This is a genomic window from Pseudomonas sp. MPB23 (assembly GCF_046605395.1).
Lineage (GTDB): Bacteria > Pseudomonadota > Gammaproteobacteria > Pseudomonadales > Pseudomonadaceae > Aquipseudomonas.
The window spans coordinates 5,553,628-5,567,661 of record NZ_CP176771.1; the positions used below are offsets into that span (position 1 = coordinate 5,553,628).

At 59.7% G+C, this 14,034-nt stretch carries 12 protein-coding genes; 6 read left to right on the forward strand and 6 right to left on the reverse strand.

Translation table 11 applies throughout. The features are described from left to right. Window positions 1-127 precede the first annotated feature (127 nt). Window positions 128-754, forward strand: a complete 627-nt coding sequence (locus ACLH0J_RS25115) for a response regulator (RefSeq protein ID WP_411389523.1) — start codon at window positions 128-130, stop codon at window positions 752-754. Window positions 755-762: 8 nt separating this feature from the next. Further along, window positions 763-4,398: a transporter substrate-binding domain-containing protein gene (locus ACLH0J_RS25120; protein ID WP_411389524.1), complete on the forward strand. Its 3,636-nt coding sequence runs from the start codon at window positions 763-765 to the stop codon at window positions 4,396-4,398. 25 nt (window positions 4,399-4,423) lie between these two features. On the opposite strand, the gene ACLH0J_RS25125 is transcribed toward ACLH0J_RS25120, so the two are convergent. Both ACLH0J_RS25125 and ACLH0J_RS25130 read right to left on the reverse strand, forming a co-directional pair. Further along, entirely contained in the window at window positions 4,424-4,906 is a 483-nt protein-coding gene (locus tag ACLH0J_RS25125) for a GAF domain-containing protein (RefSeq protein WP_411389525.1), read from the reverse strand. Beyond that, window positions 4,903-5,793: an ATP-binding protein gene (locus tag ACLH0J_RS25130; RefSeq protein WP_411389526.1), complete on the reverse strand. Its 891-nt coding sequence runs from the start codon at window positions 5,791-5,793 to the stop codon at window positions 4,903-4,905. Before ACLH0J_RS25130 ends, ACLH0J_RS25125 begins: the two co-directional genes overlap by 4 nt. Window positions 5,794-5,956: 163 nt before the next feature. Between ACLH0J_RS25130 and ACLH0J_RS25135 the strand changes: the two genes are divergently transcribed. Beyond that, window positions 5,957-8,266 carry a response regulator gene (locus ACLH0J_RS25135; protein WP_411389527.1) on the forward strand — a complete coding sequence of 770 codons (2,310 nt, stop codon included), beginning with the start codon at window positions 5,957-5,959 and terminating at the stop codon, window positions 8,264-8,266. On the opposite strand, the gene ACLH0J_RS25140 is transcribed toward ACLH0J_RS25135, so the two are convergent. From ACLH0J_RS25140 to msrB, 3 genes are all read right to left on the reverse strand, one after another. Further along, entirely contained in the window at window positions 8,220-8,711 is a 492-nt protein-coding gene (locus ACLH0J_RS25140; RefSeq protein WP_411389528.1) for a MarR family winged helix-turn-helix transcriptional regulator, read from the reverse strand. The genes ACLH0J_RS25135 and ACLH0J_RS25140 overlap by 47 nt on opposite strands. Continuing rightward, a complete protein-coding gene (locus ACLH0J_RS25145; protein ID WP_411389529.1) occupies window positions 8,708-9,193 on the reverse strand; it encodes a glutathione peroxidase in 486 nt (161 codons plus the stop codon). Before ACLH0J_RS25145 ends, ACLH0J_RS25140 begins: the two co-directional genes overlap by 4 nt. Window positions 9,194-9,387: 194 nt before the next feature. Then, a complete protein-coding gene (msrB, locus tag ACLH0J_RS25150) occupies window positions 9,388-9,780 on the reverse strand; it encodes a peptide-methionine (R)-S-oxide reductase MsrB (protein WP_411389530.1) in 393 nt (130 codons plus the stop codon). Window positions 9,781-9,982: 202 nt separating this feature from the next. Here msrB and ACLH0J_RS25155 point away from each other — a divergent pair, with 202 nt between their 5' ends. Both ACLH0J_RS25155 and htpX read left to right on the forward strand, forming a co-directional pair. Further along, window positions 9,983-11,197 carry a pyridoxal phosphate-dependent aminotransferase gene (locus ACLH0J_RS25155; protein WP_411389531.1) on the forward strand — a complete coding sequence of 405 codons (1,215 nt, stop codon included), beginning with the start codon at window positions 9,983-9,985 and terminating at the stop codon, window positions 11,195-11,197. Window positions 11,198-11,499: 302 nt separating this feature from the next. Further along, window positions 11,500-12,387, forward strand: coding sequence for a protease HtpX (htpX, locus tag ACLH0J_RS25160; RefSeq protein WP_024074236.1), 888 nt, complete (start codon window positions 11,500-11,502; stop codon window positions 12,385-12,387). A gap of 55 nt (window positions 12,388-12,442) precedes the next feature. On the opposite strand, the gene ACLH0J_RS25165 is transcribed toward htpX, so the two are convergent. Continuing rightward, a complete protein-coding gene (locus ACLH0J_RS25165) occupies window positions 12,443-13,099 on the reverse strand; it encodes a thiopurine S-methyltransferase (RefSeq protein ID WP_411389532.1) in 657 nt (218 codons plus the stop codon). A 103-nt stretch (window positions 13,100-13,202) separates the two neighbouring features. On the opposite strand from ACLH0J_RS25165, the gene ACLH0J_RS25170 reads away from it, so the two are divergent. Next, on the forward strand, window positions 13,203-13,970 hold the full coding sequence (locus tag ACLH0J_RS25170) for a DODA-type extradiol aromatic ring-opening family dioxygenase (RefSeq protein WP_411389533.1): 768 nt from the start codon (window positions 13,203-13,205) through the stop codon (window positions 13,968-13,970). Window positions 13,971-14,034 lie beyond the last annotated feature (64 nt).

The following is a 14,034-nucleotide window of genomic DNA, read 5'->3' on the forward strand; positions in this document are numbered from 1 at the left end:
GTAGGCCCTTACCTTTTTTAATGTAGGAACTTTCCTGTTTTATATCTACTCCCCCTTGGGTTCATGCTCACCCCTCAGCTTCTGAGCTAATGTGCCCGCTTTATTTGCACTTGCATGGAATGTGATCATGAACACCGTTTTTATTATTGATGACCATCCGGTTATAAGACTGGCTATCCGAATGTTGCTGGAGCACGAAGGTTATGAAGTGGTGGGCGAAACGGATAACGGCTGCGACGCCATACAAATGGTCCGCGAATGCCTGCCAGACCTCATCATCCTGGATATCAGCATTCCGAAACTCGACGGACTCGAAGTGCTTTGCCGATTCAACGCCATGAATACCTCGATGAAAACCCTGGTGCTGACCGCCCAGTCCCCCACCCTGTTCGCCACCCGCTGCATGCGATCGGGTGCCGATGGCTACGTGTGCAAGGAAGGTGATCTGAGCGAACTGCTGAGCGCCATCCGCGCCGTGCTGTCGGGCTACAACTATTTCCCCAGCCAGGCCTTGAGCGCCAGCGGTGTGGACGGCATGGAGTCCAAGGAGCTTGAACTGTTCAAGGCCGTCAACGATCGCGAGTTGATGGTGTTGCAACTTTTTGCACAAGGCCGCACTAACAAGGAAATCGCCAAAGGCATGTTCCTGAGTAATAAAACCGTAAGCACATATAAAAAGAGGCTGATGCAAAAACTTCAAGCCAAGTCCTTGGTAGAACTTATCGAGATGGCAAAACGAAACGCGCTAGTGTGAGAAAGCGGATGCCCAGATGTATAAAGGACTATCTGATTATATTGAGTGCCGGTTTGTGCTTCAGCACCGCAGTGCCTGCCGTACCTCCGTCGGGCCCGGGACATTTCAACTTATTGAGTCGCGCAAGCTCCGTACAACTGGAAAGCCAACTGAGCAGGGTCCAGCGCCAGTGGCTGCAGAACAAACGCGAACTGGTGCTGGGCACGGCATTCCCGGACTATCCCCCCTTCGACCTCACGTCCAGTGGCCGCGACTATGAAGGGCTCACCGCCGACTACGCTGGCCTGCTGTCCAAGGCGCTGGCCTTGCCGGTCAAGGTATTGCGCTACCCCTCGCGGGAGGCTGCGATCCGTGCCCTTGAAGCGGGGGATATCGATTTACTCGGATCCTCCAATGGCTTCGAAGCGGCAAACCTCAATCTCATTCTGTCGGAGCCCTATGCCGTGGACCGGCCGGTGCTGGTCACCCGCGAAGGCGAAACCCGCAGCCTGAGCGAGGGCCTCGCCGGTATGCGCCTGGCACTGGTTTATCACTACTTGCCGCTGGGCGAGGTCGAGAAGCTATACCCCAAGGCGATCATCCGCGCGTATCCCTCTTATCAAAATGCCTTGAATGCCGTGGCATTCGACCAGGCCGACGTGTTTCTCGGCGATACCATTTCCACCCATTACATGATCAACAAGGGCTACCTGAAAAACATCCGCATGGCCAACTTCGGCAAACACGAAGCCTATGGCTTCAGCTTTGCGATGCGCCAGCACGAGCACATGTTGTTAAGTATCGTCGACACCGTTCTGAGGGCCGTGCCCACCAACGAACGGGAAGCGATCGCCAAGCGCTGGAGTGCCGGCAGCGACATCCTGCTGACCGACCAGAAACTGCAACTGACCCTTCGCGAAGAGCGCTGGCTGAAAGACAATCCAGTGGTCAGGGTGATCGTGAACCCCACCTTTGCACCGCTTACATTCTTCGACGCCGATGGCAACTTTCGTGGGATCACGGCCGACCTGCTGGAACTGATTCGCCTGCGCACCGGACTGCGCTTCGAGATCCTGAGAGGGCGGGATGTGAACGCAATGATCGACCAGGTCGAAGCCGGCAAGGCGGACATCGTCGGCGCCATCATCCCCAGCGTCGAGCGGGAGACCCAGCTGGACTTCAGCCGGCCGTACCTGGAAAACTCCTACGTGATGTTGACGCGCAAGGAGAGCCACGCCCCAACCGGCCTTGAGGAAATGGAGGGCAAGCGCCTGGCGGTGACCCAGGGCAGCCCGCTGCAAAAATTCCTGCGCGAGAACTTTCCGAAGATCCAACTGGTTGAAACGGGTGACACCTTCAAGTCAGCCGAACTGCTGGTACAAGGTCATGTGGAAGGCGCGGTGAATACCTTGGTGGTCGCCAACTATCTGCTGTCGTCGCAGATGTTCCAGGACAAGCTCCAGATCAGCTTCAGCATTGGAACGATGCCTGCCACCTTCGGACTGGCGACATCGCGCAGCGCCACCGAACTCAGCGCCATTCTCGACAAGGCCTTGCTCAGCATCGCACCGGATGAACTGGGCGTGATCAACAGTCGTTGGCGCGGCTATACCGCCGCCTCCGACAGCTACTGGCGTGACTATCACCAACTGATTGCCCGTATCGTCATCGGCACCGGGTTGCTGCTCCTGATCTCCTTGAGCTGGAACGCCTACATGCGTCGCCAGATCAAGCATCGCAAAATGGCCGAGCGCGCCCTCAATGATCAGTTCGAATTCATGCGCGCGCTGGTCAATGAAACCCCGCACCCGATCTACGTCCGTGACCGCAGGGGCCTGCTGCAGACCTGCAACGATAGCTATCTGCAGGTCTTCGACGTCAAGCGCGAAGACGTGATCGGCAAAAGCGCGATTCAGATCAGTACCGCCCTCGCCGCCGAAGCGGCGCAATACCACGCCGACTATCAACGCGTGGTGGCCGAAGGCAACCCACTGATCCTGGATCGCACCCTGCATATTCGCGGAAAAAAATTGACCATCTACCACTGGATCCTGCCGTACCGCGACTCTGTCGGTGAGGTCCAGGGCATCATTGGCGGCTGGATCGACATCAGCGAGCGACGCCAGTTATTCGACGAACTCCGTGCCGCCAAGGAACGCGCCGACGAAGCCAATCGCGCCAAGAGTACATTCCTGGCCACCATGAGCCACGAAATCCGCACGCCGATGAACGCCGTGATCGGCATGCTGGAGCTGACCCTCAAACGGGCGGACCAGGGCCACCTCGATCGCCCCGCCATCGAAGTGGCCTACAACTCGGCCAAGGACCTGCTGGAGTTGATCGGCGATATCCTCGACATCGCTCGTATCGAATCCGGGCGCCTGAGCCTGGCGCCGGAGCGCGTCAACCTGCGGGAAGTGATCGAGTCGGTGGTGCGCGTGTTCGACGGCCTGGCACGCCAGAAGACCCTGAGCCTGTTGCTGGAATTCAAGCCCGACCTCGACGACACCGAAGTCCTGATCGACCCGCTGCGCTTCAAGCAGGTGCTGTCCAACCTGGTCAGCAACGCAATCAAGTTCACCGAGCAGGGACAGGTCAAAATAAAGGTCGAGGTGCTCCCCACTCCACTGCCGCAACAGGTCGAGATGAAACTGGTGGTGGAAGATACCGGCATCGGTATCAGCCGTGACGATCAGTTGCGTCTGTTCGAACCCTTTGCCCAGGCCGACAACTCCGGTCAACTGGCCCGCAGCGGTGCAGGCCTGGGATTGGTGATCTGCCGCAGCCTGTGCGCCATGATGGGGGGCGAACTGAGCCTGAGCAGCGTGCCCATGGTGGGCACCCAAGTGCATGTCAACCTGAACATGACGCGCCTGCAGCAAGTGCTGGCCGTGGACGAGCTCAAGCCCGAGGCCTCGGTGACGGCGCCCGTGCTCAACGTGCTGGTGGTGGACGATCACCCGGCCAACCGGCTGTTGATGTGCCAGCAGCTTGGCTACCTGGGCCATCAGTTCACAGCCGCCCACAACGGCTCCGCCGGCTTCCAGGCCTGGCGCCAGGAGCACTTCGACCTGGTCATCGCTGACTGCAACATGCCCATTATGAATGGCTATGAGTTGAGTCGTTCGATCCGCGAATACGAACAGCGCGAACAATTGACGCCCTGTGTCGTGCTGGGGTTTACCGCCAATGCCCAACCCGAAGAGAAACTGCGCTGCGCACAGGCCGGCATGAACGACTGCCTGTTCAAACCCATCAGCCTCACTGCACTGGAACGACAACTGGCACGGATCAGCCCTCGACCCGCCAGCCGGATTCTGGACCTCGGCAACTTCGAGGCCCTGACCGGTGGAGACCCGCAGATGAGTCGGCGCCTGCTGGAAGAGCTATTGAGCAGCAGTCGTCGGGATCGCCAGGAATTGCTCGCACTGATGGATGCGCAAGCCTCGCGCCAGGACATCATCGAACAGGCGCACAAGATCAAGGGCGCTGCCCGCATCGTTCAAGCCTGCGCCCTGGCCTCTCAGTGCGAAGCCCTCGAACAGGCCTGTGCGCGGGGTGACGACCGGCCTCTGATCGAAGCCGGGGCGAAGTCCCTGGAAAAGCTGATGCTGGAACTGGAAAGGATGCTGCAAGTGCAGCTTCACGGGCTGGATGGCCAGTAAGAGGGCGTGACCCGCCCCTGTTGCGTCAGCAGTCGGTCAACCGCAGGAAAATCGCCGCAAGCTGTTCAATGCCCGCCTGGTCCTGCAGGGTAAAGCGGGCCAGCGACGGGCTGTCGAGGTCAAGGACGCCAATCAACTGGCCGTTCTTGACCAACGGCACCACCAGCTCACTGTTGGACGCGCTGTCACAGGCGATATGCCCAGGGAACGCGTGCACATCTTCCACTCGCTGGGTCTGGCGTGTCGCCGCAGCGGCACCGCACACCCCACGGCCAAACGGAATACGCACACACGCGATCTGCCCCTGGAACGGGCCCAGCACCAGCTCTTCATTGCGATTGAGGTAAAAGCCGGCCCAGTTCAGGTCATCCATCTGGTTGAACAGAAAGGCAGAAAACTGGGCACTGTTAGCGATGAAATCGCGCTCGTCGGCCAGCAGCGACTCCAGCTGCGCGCAAAGCATGGCATAGCCATCGAGGCCGGTGCCGGCGTGTTGTAGATCAATCATGGTTGACGCTTCAGCAATTTGAGGCCCACCCAGTAACGGGCGAATTGATACGCGCAACGACCGTTGCGGTTGCCGCGCCCGGTGGCCCAGCGTACGGCAAGGATGTCGAGCGCTTCATCGCGCTGCCACTGCAAACCGGCCTTGTTCGCCAGCTCGCCGATCCAGTGCTCCACCACATCCAGGAAATGCTCCTGAGTGAATGGGTAGAACGACAGCCATAAGCCGAAACGGTCGGATAAGGCAATTTTGTCTTCCACGGCTTCACTCGGGTGCAGTTCACCGTCCACGCGCTTCCAGTTGTCGTTGTCGCTCTGGTTTTCCGGTACCAGATGGCGGCGGTTCGACGTGGCATACAGCAGCACGTTTTCCGGGGCCTGTTCCAGGGAGCCGTCCAGCACGCTCTTGAGCACACGGTAATCGCCTTCGCCAGCCTCGAATGACAGGTCGTCGCAAAACAGGATAAAACGCTGCGGCAGCTTGAGCAGCTGTTCGACCACGCGCGGCAGGTCGGCGAGGTGATCGCGCTCGATTTCGATCAGGCGCAAGCCGGCCTTGGCATGTTGGGCGAGCAAGGCGCGCACCATGGATGATTTGCCGGTGCCACGCGAACCCCAGAGCAACGCATGGTTGGCGGGCAGGCCGTCGAGGAACTGTTGGGTGTTGCGCGCCAGTGTTTCACGCTGCTTGTCCACGCCGATCAGGTCGGACAGGCGCATGTCCAGGCTGACCTCCAGCGGCAACAGGAAACCACTGCGGCCTTCGCGCTGCCAGCGGGCGGCCAGGCATTGGCTCCAGTCGATGGCGTGGCGTGGCCTAGGCAACAAGGGCTCAAGACGTGCGAGTACGGCGTCGGCCCGCTCAAGAAAGGCATTCAATCGAGAATCCACGATTATTCCTCTGGCAAGTTTTTGCAAAAGATGGCGTATTGGCAACCCTGCGGCAGATCGCACGAGGCCGCGTAAACAACGATACATGTCGGGCAAGCCAGAGCCTGTGGATGTTCAGCTATGCTTGCCGGGCGAAGGGAAACGTGAAGTGGTTCAATGCTCGATGGATATCAAGTTCGCCCACCGCTTGTCTTATAAACAAGCCAGATTGACTGTGCTGGTCGGTTTCGTCTTGGGAACCTTGCTCAGCCTGATCCAAATCGGCATTGATTATGCCAGCGAAGACGCATCCATCAACCGTGAAATTCGCTCGCTGATCGAAATCAGCCATAACCCCGCGTCGCGCATCGCCTACAACATCGACGCCGAACTCGCCCAGGAACTGGCCCAGGGCCTGCTGCACTCTCCCGCGATCATTCACGCCCAGTTGATCGACAACAACGGCCTGGTGCTGGCTGATGTAGAACGGCCGCGCAAGGAAAGCCCCTACCGGCCCATCAGCGACTTCCTGTTTGGCGCCAACCGCCAATTTGAAGACCGGTTGTTTCTGGGGCACATGCCCACCGAATCCCTTGGCGTGCTGCGCCTGGATGTGGACACCTACGCCTTTGGCAGCCGCTTCCTGCGCCGCGCCGAGATTACCCTGCTCAATGGGTTTGTTCGCAGTCTGCTGCTGACCGGCATCCTGCTGGGCCTGTTCTACACGATGCTGACCCAACCGCTGGTGCGCATTATTCGTGAATTGAGCAACCGCAAGCAGGCACGCCTGGACTGCCCGCCCGGGCACGAACATGACGAAATCGGCGTGCTGGTAAACGTCGCCAACCAGCAATTTGAAAACATGGAGACCGAAATCCAGCAACGTCGTCATGCCGAGGACCGGCTGACCGAATACCTGGGCCAACTGGAAGACATCGTCTCGGCCCGCACCCTTGAGCTCAAGGCCAGTAACCAACGGCTGAGCCAGTCCAACGAAGAACTCGAAGCGGCGAAGATGACCGCACTGGGCATGGCCCAGGCCCGGGCAGCGTTCCTGGCGAACATGAGCCATGAGATCCGCACCCCGCTCAACGGCCTGCTGGGGATGATCGCGCTGTCGCTGGACAGCCCGTTGACCGCCGAACAGCGCCAGCAACTGTCCATCGCCCATGACTCGGGCAAGGTGCTGGTGGAGTTGCTCAACGATATCCTCGACCTGTCCAAGTTCGACGCCGGCCAGCTCGAGCTTGAGTCGATCCCGTTCGACCTCGGTTCGCTGGTGGAGGACACCGCCAACCTGCTGTCGCAGAACGCCGCGCCCAGCGTCGAACTGACATGCCTGATCGACCCGCTGTTTCCCGCCCAGGTACTCGGCGACCCCACCCGCGTGCGGCAGATCGTCAGTAACTTGCTGTCCAACGCCTTGAAGTTCACCCGCTTCGGCAGAGTGGACGTGCGCCTGAGCGCCTTGAACGGCAGAGTGCGTATCGAAGTGTGCGATACCGGTATCGGTATTGCGCAGGAAGCCCAGGTGAAAATCTTCCAGCCCTTCACCCAGGCTGGCGCGGGTATCACCCGTCAATTCGGCGGTACTGGACTGGGCTTGGCGCTGACGCGCAATCTGTGCGAAGCGATGAACGGCCGTCTGAGCATCAGCTCGGAAGTCGGCTTTGGCAGCCAGTTCTGCGCCGACCTGCCGCTGCCTGTGCATTTACCCGCCACGCAACAGCCGCCGCTCAAAGGTGAGGTGATCGCCATCACCAGCGCCGGCAGCGGCCTGACCGAGCTGCTCACCACCCTGCTGCCCCATTGGGGGCTGATACCACGCTGCTACGGACAAGACGAGGATTTGAGCGGCCAAACCCCAGACCTGGTAATCAGCGATTGCCCGGAATGCCTGTTCCGCTTGCGCCCCACCATGACCGCACCGATCCTGCTGGTGACCGCTTATGGCAATTTCATGCCCGGCGAAGAGGTCGCGGCGCTCGCGCCATTGCAGCAACAGGCGCGCCCGTTGAGCCGTAATGCGCTGTACCAGATCCTGCAACGCAACTTGCGCAGCGATGCCCCACTGATCCTCGACCCCATCCAGCTAGACGCTGCGCCTCTGGTTCACCGCGCGCGCATCCTGCTGGTGGAAGACAACCCGGTCAACCAACTGGTGGCCAAGGGCATGCTGAGCAAACTGGGCTGTGAAGTGATCGTGGCGGCCCATGGTGGCGAGGCGCTCAAATTCCTGGAAGAACAACGCTTCGATATGGTGTTGATGGACTGCAACATGCCGGTGATGGACGGCTACGAAGCCAGCCGGCAAATTCGTCGCAGCGGGCGTTGGCCGGACCTGCCGATCGTCGCATTGACCGCCAATGCCTTGTCCGAAGAACGCGAACGATGCCGGGCCGCGGGCATGAACGACTACCTGGCCAAACCGTTTCGCCGCGAAGAACTCAGCAGCCTGCTGGATCTGTGGGTGCCAACGACGACGAGTCTTTGATCTGCCGCAGCAACTGGTCCAGGCCGTCACGCAAGGCGTCGGCCTGGTTCAAGTCGATACCGCTGTCGCACAACAGCCGGGTCTTGAGGCCATGGGCCTGCTCGCGCAGGTGCACGCCGGCTTCGCTCAGACTCAAATGCACCTCGCGCTCGTCCCTGACACCGCGCTGGCGCCTCACCAGCGCGAGTTGTTCAAGACGCTTGAGCAATGGCGTCAGCGTGCCCGAGTCGAGCATCAGGCGCTCGCCCAAGGCCTTGACCGTGGGCTGGGCCGGAGCAACGGCATGCCATTCCCACAGCACCAGCATCACCACGTATTGCGGGTAAGTCAGGCCCAACCGATCCAGCATCGGCTTATAGGCACGGGTCACAGCCCGCGACGCTGCATAGAGCTTGAAACACAGCTGGTCGTCGAGGGCCAGGGACACGCTGGACAGGTCGGTCATTTGAGCAGGGCTTCAATCTCTTGAGTCAGGTCCTGGGGCTTGGTGGTGGGGGCAAAGCGCTTGACCACCTGGCCGTCGCGACCGATGAGGAACTTGGTGAAGTTCCACTTGATGCCCTTGGAGCCCAGCAGGCCCGGCGCCTGTTTTTTCAGTTGCACGAACAGCGGGTGGGCATCGGCGCCGTTAACGTCGATCTTCTTGAACAGTGGGAAGCTGACGCCGTAGTTCAGCTCGCAGAATTCGAAAATCGCTCCTTCGTTACCCGGCTCCTGCTTGCCGAACTGGTTGCAGGGAAAGCCCAGCACCACCAGGCCGCGGTCCTTGTATTGCTGCCAGAGCTGCTCCAAGCCCTTGTACTGCGGGGTGAAGCCACACTTGCTGGCGGTATTGACCACCAGGACGGCCTTGCCGGCGAAATCGGCCAAGGTCTTTTGCTCACCCTTGATGGTGGTGCAAGGGATGCTCAGCAGGGTATCGCTCATGGCGGTGCCTCTCGGAAAGTGGGGACGAAATGAAAAATAGCGATCAATTCAATTGCACACAATTGAATTGATCGCATTGATAACGCGCCATCAGCCGATGACTGCTGCTGTGACGAGGGTGCTTGCTCCCGCTCGACTGCGCAGCAGTCGTTGGCGCCGGTGAACGATCCCCCTCATCACCACGGCACGTCTTTCTAGCGCGGTACCAGATCCAGGCACACCGAATTGATGCAGTAACGCAGGCCGGTCGGCGGCGGGCCGTCCGGGAACACATGCCCCAGGTGCGCATCGCATTTGGCACAGGTGACTTCGGTGCGGATCATGCCGTGGCTGATGTCGCGGATCTCGATCATCGCGTTTTCGGCGATCGGTGCGTAGAAGCTGGGCCAGCCGCAGCCGGAATCGAATTTGGTGGTGGAGTCGAACAGCGGTTCATTGCAGCAGATGCAGTGATACACGCCGTCGGTATTGGTGGCATTGTACTTGCCGGAAAACGGCCGTTCGGTGCCCTTCAGACGGCAAACGTTGTATTGCTCCGGATCGAGCATCGCTTTCCATTCATCAATGGTTTTTTGCAGCTTTTCCATCAGTACACCTCGGTAACTGAAAAACCCTGATCTGTGTCTTTTCCAGGGATCAGGCGGCACGTATGATTGCGCCTCTTCAATCCGCCAGTCTGGCACCCGCGTTAGCGGCATTCAAACGTATTTATGGGTGCGACCGACGCAGGCTTCTCAGCACGGTAGGCTCCGCACCGTCTGGATCGTTCATTTTCAGGATCACATCGCCATGCAGGTCAGCAAATCGAATAAGCTCGCCAACGTCTGCTACGACATTCGCGGCCCAGTGCTCAAGCACGCCAAACGCCTGGAAGAGGAAGGTCATCGCATCCTCAAGCTGAACATTGGCAACCCGGCGCCCTTTGGTTTCGAAGCACCGGACGAAATCCTCCAGGACGTGATCCGCAACCTGCCCACTGCCCAGGGCTACAGCGACTCCAAGGGTTTGTTCAGCGCGCGCAAGGCGGTGATGCAGTACTACCAGCAGAAGCAGGTCGAAGGTGTCGGTATCGAAGACATCTACCTGGGCAACGGCGTGTCCGAGCTGATCGTGATGTCCATGCAGGCCTTGCTGAACAATGGCGACGAAGTGCTGGTGCCGGCACCTGACTATCCATTGTGGACCGCTGCCGTGACCCTGGCCGGCGGCCACCCGGTGCACTACCTCTGTGACGAAGGCGCCGACTGGTTCCCGGACCTGGCCGACATCAAGGCCAAGATCACCCCCAACACCAAGGCCCTGGTGATCATCAACCCGAACAACCCGACCGGCGCCGTGTATTCCAAGGAAGTGCTGCTGGGCATGCTCGAACTGGCACGCCAGCACAACCTGGTGGTGTTCTCCGACGAGATCTACGACAAGATTCTCTACGACGACGCCGTCCACATCTGCACCGGCTCCCTGGCGCCAGACCTGCTGTGCCTGACCTTCAACGGCTTGTCAAAATCCTACCGCGTGGCGGGTTTCCGTTCTGGCTGGATCGCCATCTCCGGGCCCAAGCACAACGCCCAGAGCTACATCGAAGGCCTCGACATCCTGGCCAATATGCGCCTGTGTGCCAACGTACCGAGCCAGCACGCGATCCAGACCGCCCTGGGTGGCTACCAGAGCATCAACGACCTGGTGTTGCCTCAAGGCCGCCTGCTGGAGCAACGCAACCGCACCTGGGAACTGCTCAACGATATTCCTGGCGTTAGCTGCGTGAAGCCGATGGGCGCGTTGTACGCTTTCCCACGCATCGACCCGAAAGTCTGCCCGATCCTCAACGACGAGAAGTTCGTGCTCGACCTGCTGCTGTCGGAAAAACTGCTGGTGGTCCAGGGCACTGCGTTCAACTGGCCGTGGCCGGATCACTTCCGCGTGGTGACCTTGCCGCGTGTGGATGACCTGGACATGGCCATTGGTCGCATCGGCAACTTCCTCAAATCCTATCGCCAGTCATAAATATTGTGCTGTACGACCGACATTCGATCGTACAGCGATTATCTGGCAACACTTCTCTGCCCCTGGGCCTTAGCGGCACATGCCGGCTCCCCAGCCGGCCATCTGGCCCCTATAATCAGAGGGTTTCACGGCAATGGGCAGGGTGATCAAACCGCTTCTTGCGAGTCGGAAAATCCCTTCAAGGCACTTCATTCTGGCTGTAGGACACAGTTTGAAATAGTCGCTCGGTTGAATCACCCCATGCCGCACCTTATATACCCCGCAGTACGCGACATATTAAGCATGAGGAGAACCCTACAACCATGATGCGCATCCTGCTGTTCTTGGCCACTAACCTGGCGGTCGTGCTGATTGCCAGCATTACCCTGAGCCTTTTCGGCTTCAACGGGTTCATGGCGGCCAACGGGGTTGACCTGAACCTCAATCAGCTGCTGATCTTCTGTGCGGTCTTTGGTTTTGCCGGCTCACTGTTTTCGCTGTTCATCTCCAAGTGGATGGCGAAGATGAGCACCAGTACCCAGGTCATCACTCAGCCACGCACCCGACATGAGCAATGGTTGCTGCAGACCGTCGAGCAGTTGTCCCGCGAGGCCGGTATCAAGATGCCTGAGGTCGGGATTTTCCCCGCTTATGAAGCCAACGCCTTTGCCACCGGCTGGAACAAGAATGACGCACTCGTTGCGGTGAGCCAGGGCATGCTGGAACGCTTCTCGTACGATGAAGTGAAAGCGGTGCTGGCTCACGAGATCGGCCACGTGGCCAACGGTGACATGGTCACCCTGGCACTGGTCCAGGGTGTGGTGAACACCTTCGTGATGTTCTTCGCGCGGATCATCGGTAACTTCGTCGACAAAGTGATCTTCAAGAACGAAGAAGGCCGCGGCATTGCCTACTTCGTGGCAACCATCTTCGCTGAAGTGGTACTGGGCTTCCTGGCCAGCGCGATCGTGATGTGGTTCTCGCGCAAACGCGAATTTCGCGCGGACGAAGCCGGCGCCCGCCTGGCCGGTACCGGAGCGATGATCGCAGCGCTGCAACACCTGCGCTCCGAACAGGGCCTGCCGGTGCATATGCCGGACAGCCTGACCGCCTTCGGCATCAACGGCGGTATCAAGCAGGGCCTGGCGCGTATGTTCATGAGCCACCCGCCGCTGGAAGAACGCATCGACGCACTGCGTCGTCGGGGCTGACAGCCGGCACTGCAACGAAGGGGCGATCCAATCGCCCCTTTTTTGTGGGCGCGTTTTACACCCTGGTAAGCCGATAAGCGCGCTCGACAAGCCGCGTGACGCCGTCCTGCACAAACTTCCAACTGTCTCCCAGGATGTCTTGCTCTTCCAGCGCCGCCAAGGCCCAATGCGATCCGAACAACACCTTCACTTCATCGTCCGTCACGGCAAACGGCGGACCGGCTTTTTGTGTCTGGTCATAGTCAAGGGTGATCAGCAACCCTTGGCAGCCCGGACGCAGGAGCGTGTGCAAATGTGCCGCGTACTGCTCGCGCATCAAAGGTGGCAAGGCAATCAGTGCAGCGCGGTCGTAAAACGCACGGCAATCGGCCACGGCGTCAGCATCGAGCGCGAAGAAGTCGCCGCACCATATCTCGATCCCGTCGCTCCGATACACCTTGAACGCGCCTTGGCTGCTGATACGCGGCGTCAGGTTCTGTTCACTGAAGAAGGCCTCGACCGCCTGCTCCGACAGCTCTACGCCCATTACCTGAAAGCCACGGCTGGCCAGCCACATCAGGTCCAGGCTCTTGCCACACAAAGGCACCAGCACCTTGGCACCGTCGACCAGTGCCAGTTGCGGCCAGTGCCGGAGCAAGTAGGGATTGACCTCTGGCAAGTGAAAGCCGATCTGATTACGCGCCCAGCGCGCCTGCCAAAACTTAGGTTCCATGAATCACCCTGAAAATTCGATCATAAGGTGCTAAAACTTATATTAGATTTAGATCAATGATCCGATTGAAGATGGGCTCATGTTAACGCCAAGGACCCTATTTATGCTCCCCAGCCTGTTTATCTCCCATGGTTCGCCCATGCTCGCCCTGCAACCCGGCGCCAGTGGCCCGGCACTTGCGCGCCTTGCCGCGGAACTGCCAAGGCCGAAGGCGATCGTGGTGATATCGGCGCACTGGGAAAGCCAGGAACTACTCGTCACCGGCAGCGCCGCCCCCGAAACCTGGCACGACTTCGGCGGCTTCCCCCGTGAATTGTTTGCCGTGCAGTACCCTGCGCCGGGCGACCCGCAACTGGCAGGTGAAATCGTCGATCTGCTGCGCGCCGATGGCTTGAATGCGCGCATCGACGAAAAGCGCCCGTTTGACCACGGTGCCTGGGTGCCGCTGTCACTGATGTACCCGGCGGCGGACATCCCGGTGGTGCAGGTTTCCTTGCCTACCCGCATGGGCCCTGCCCTGCAGACACGAGTCGGGCACGCCCTGGCCAGTCTGCGCGAGCAAGGCGTGCTGTTGATCGGTTCTGGCAGCATCACCCACAACCTGGGTGAACTTGACTGGCATGCCGGCCCCGAGAGCATCGAACCTTGGGCCAGGGACTTCCGCGACTGGATGGTGGCCAAGCTGGCGGCCAATGATGAAATCGCCTTGCATGACTATCGCCGCCAAGCGCCGAATGCCGTGCGCAGCCATCCCAGCGATGAGCATTTGCTGCCGCTGTACTTTGCACGCGGCGCCGGTGGCGAATTCAGCGTGGCGCACCAGGGCTTTACCATGGGCGCGCTGGGCATGGACATCTACCGGTTCGGCTAACGCCGGTTTTTCCCCTGGCAGCAGGCAAAAAAAATCCCCGAACCAGTCGGGGATTTTTTATGTG

Bases quoted from the DNA above. Each gene is read 5' to 3' on its own strand.
- ACLH0J_RS25115 (WP_411389523.1), top strand. From the start codon at position 128: ATGAACACCGTTTTTATTATTGATGACCATCCGGTTATAAGACTGGCT.
- ACLH0J_RS25120 (WP_411389524.1), top strand. From the start codon at position 763: ATGCCCAGATGTATAAAGGACTATCTGATTATATTGAGTGCCGGTTTG.
- ACLH0J_RS25125 (WP_411389525.1), bottom strand. From the start codon at position 4,906: ATGATTGATCTACAACACGCCGGCACCGGCCTCGATGGCTATGCCATG.
- ACLH0J_RS25135 (WP_411389527.1), top strand. From the start codon at position 5,957: ATGGATATCAAGTTCGCCCACCGCTTGTCTTATAAACAAGCCAGATTG.
- ACLH0J_RS25140 (WP_411389528.1), bottom strand. From the start codon at position 8,711: ATGACCGACCTGTCCAGCGTGTCCCTGGCCCTCGACGACCAGCTGTGT.
- ACLH0J_RS25145 (WP_411389529.1), bottom strand. From the start codon at position 9,193: ATGAGCGATACCCTGCTGAGCATCCCTTGCACCACCATCAAGGGTGAG.
- msrB (WP_411389530.1), bottom strand. From the start codon at position 9,780: ATGGAAAAGCTGCAAAAAACCATTGATGAATGGAAAGCGATGCTCGAT.
- ACLH0J_RS25155 (WP_411389531.1), top strand. From the start codon at position 9,983: ATGCAGGTCAGCAAATCGAATAAGCTCGCCAACGTCTGCTACGACATT.
- htpX (WP_024074236.1), top strand. From the start codon at position 11,500: ATGATGCGCATCCTGCTGTTCTTGGCCACTAACCTGGCGGTCGTGCTG.
- ACLH0J_RS25165 (WP_411389532.1), bottom strand. From the start codon at position 13,099: ATGGAACCTAAGTTTTGGCAGGCGCGCTGGGCGCGTAATCAGATCGGC.
- ACLH0J_RS25170 (WP_411389533.1), top strand. From the start codon at position 13,203: ATGCTCCCCAGCCTGTTTATCTCCCATGGTTCGCCCATGCTCGCCCTG.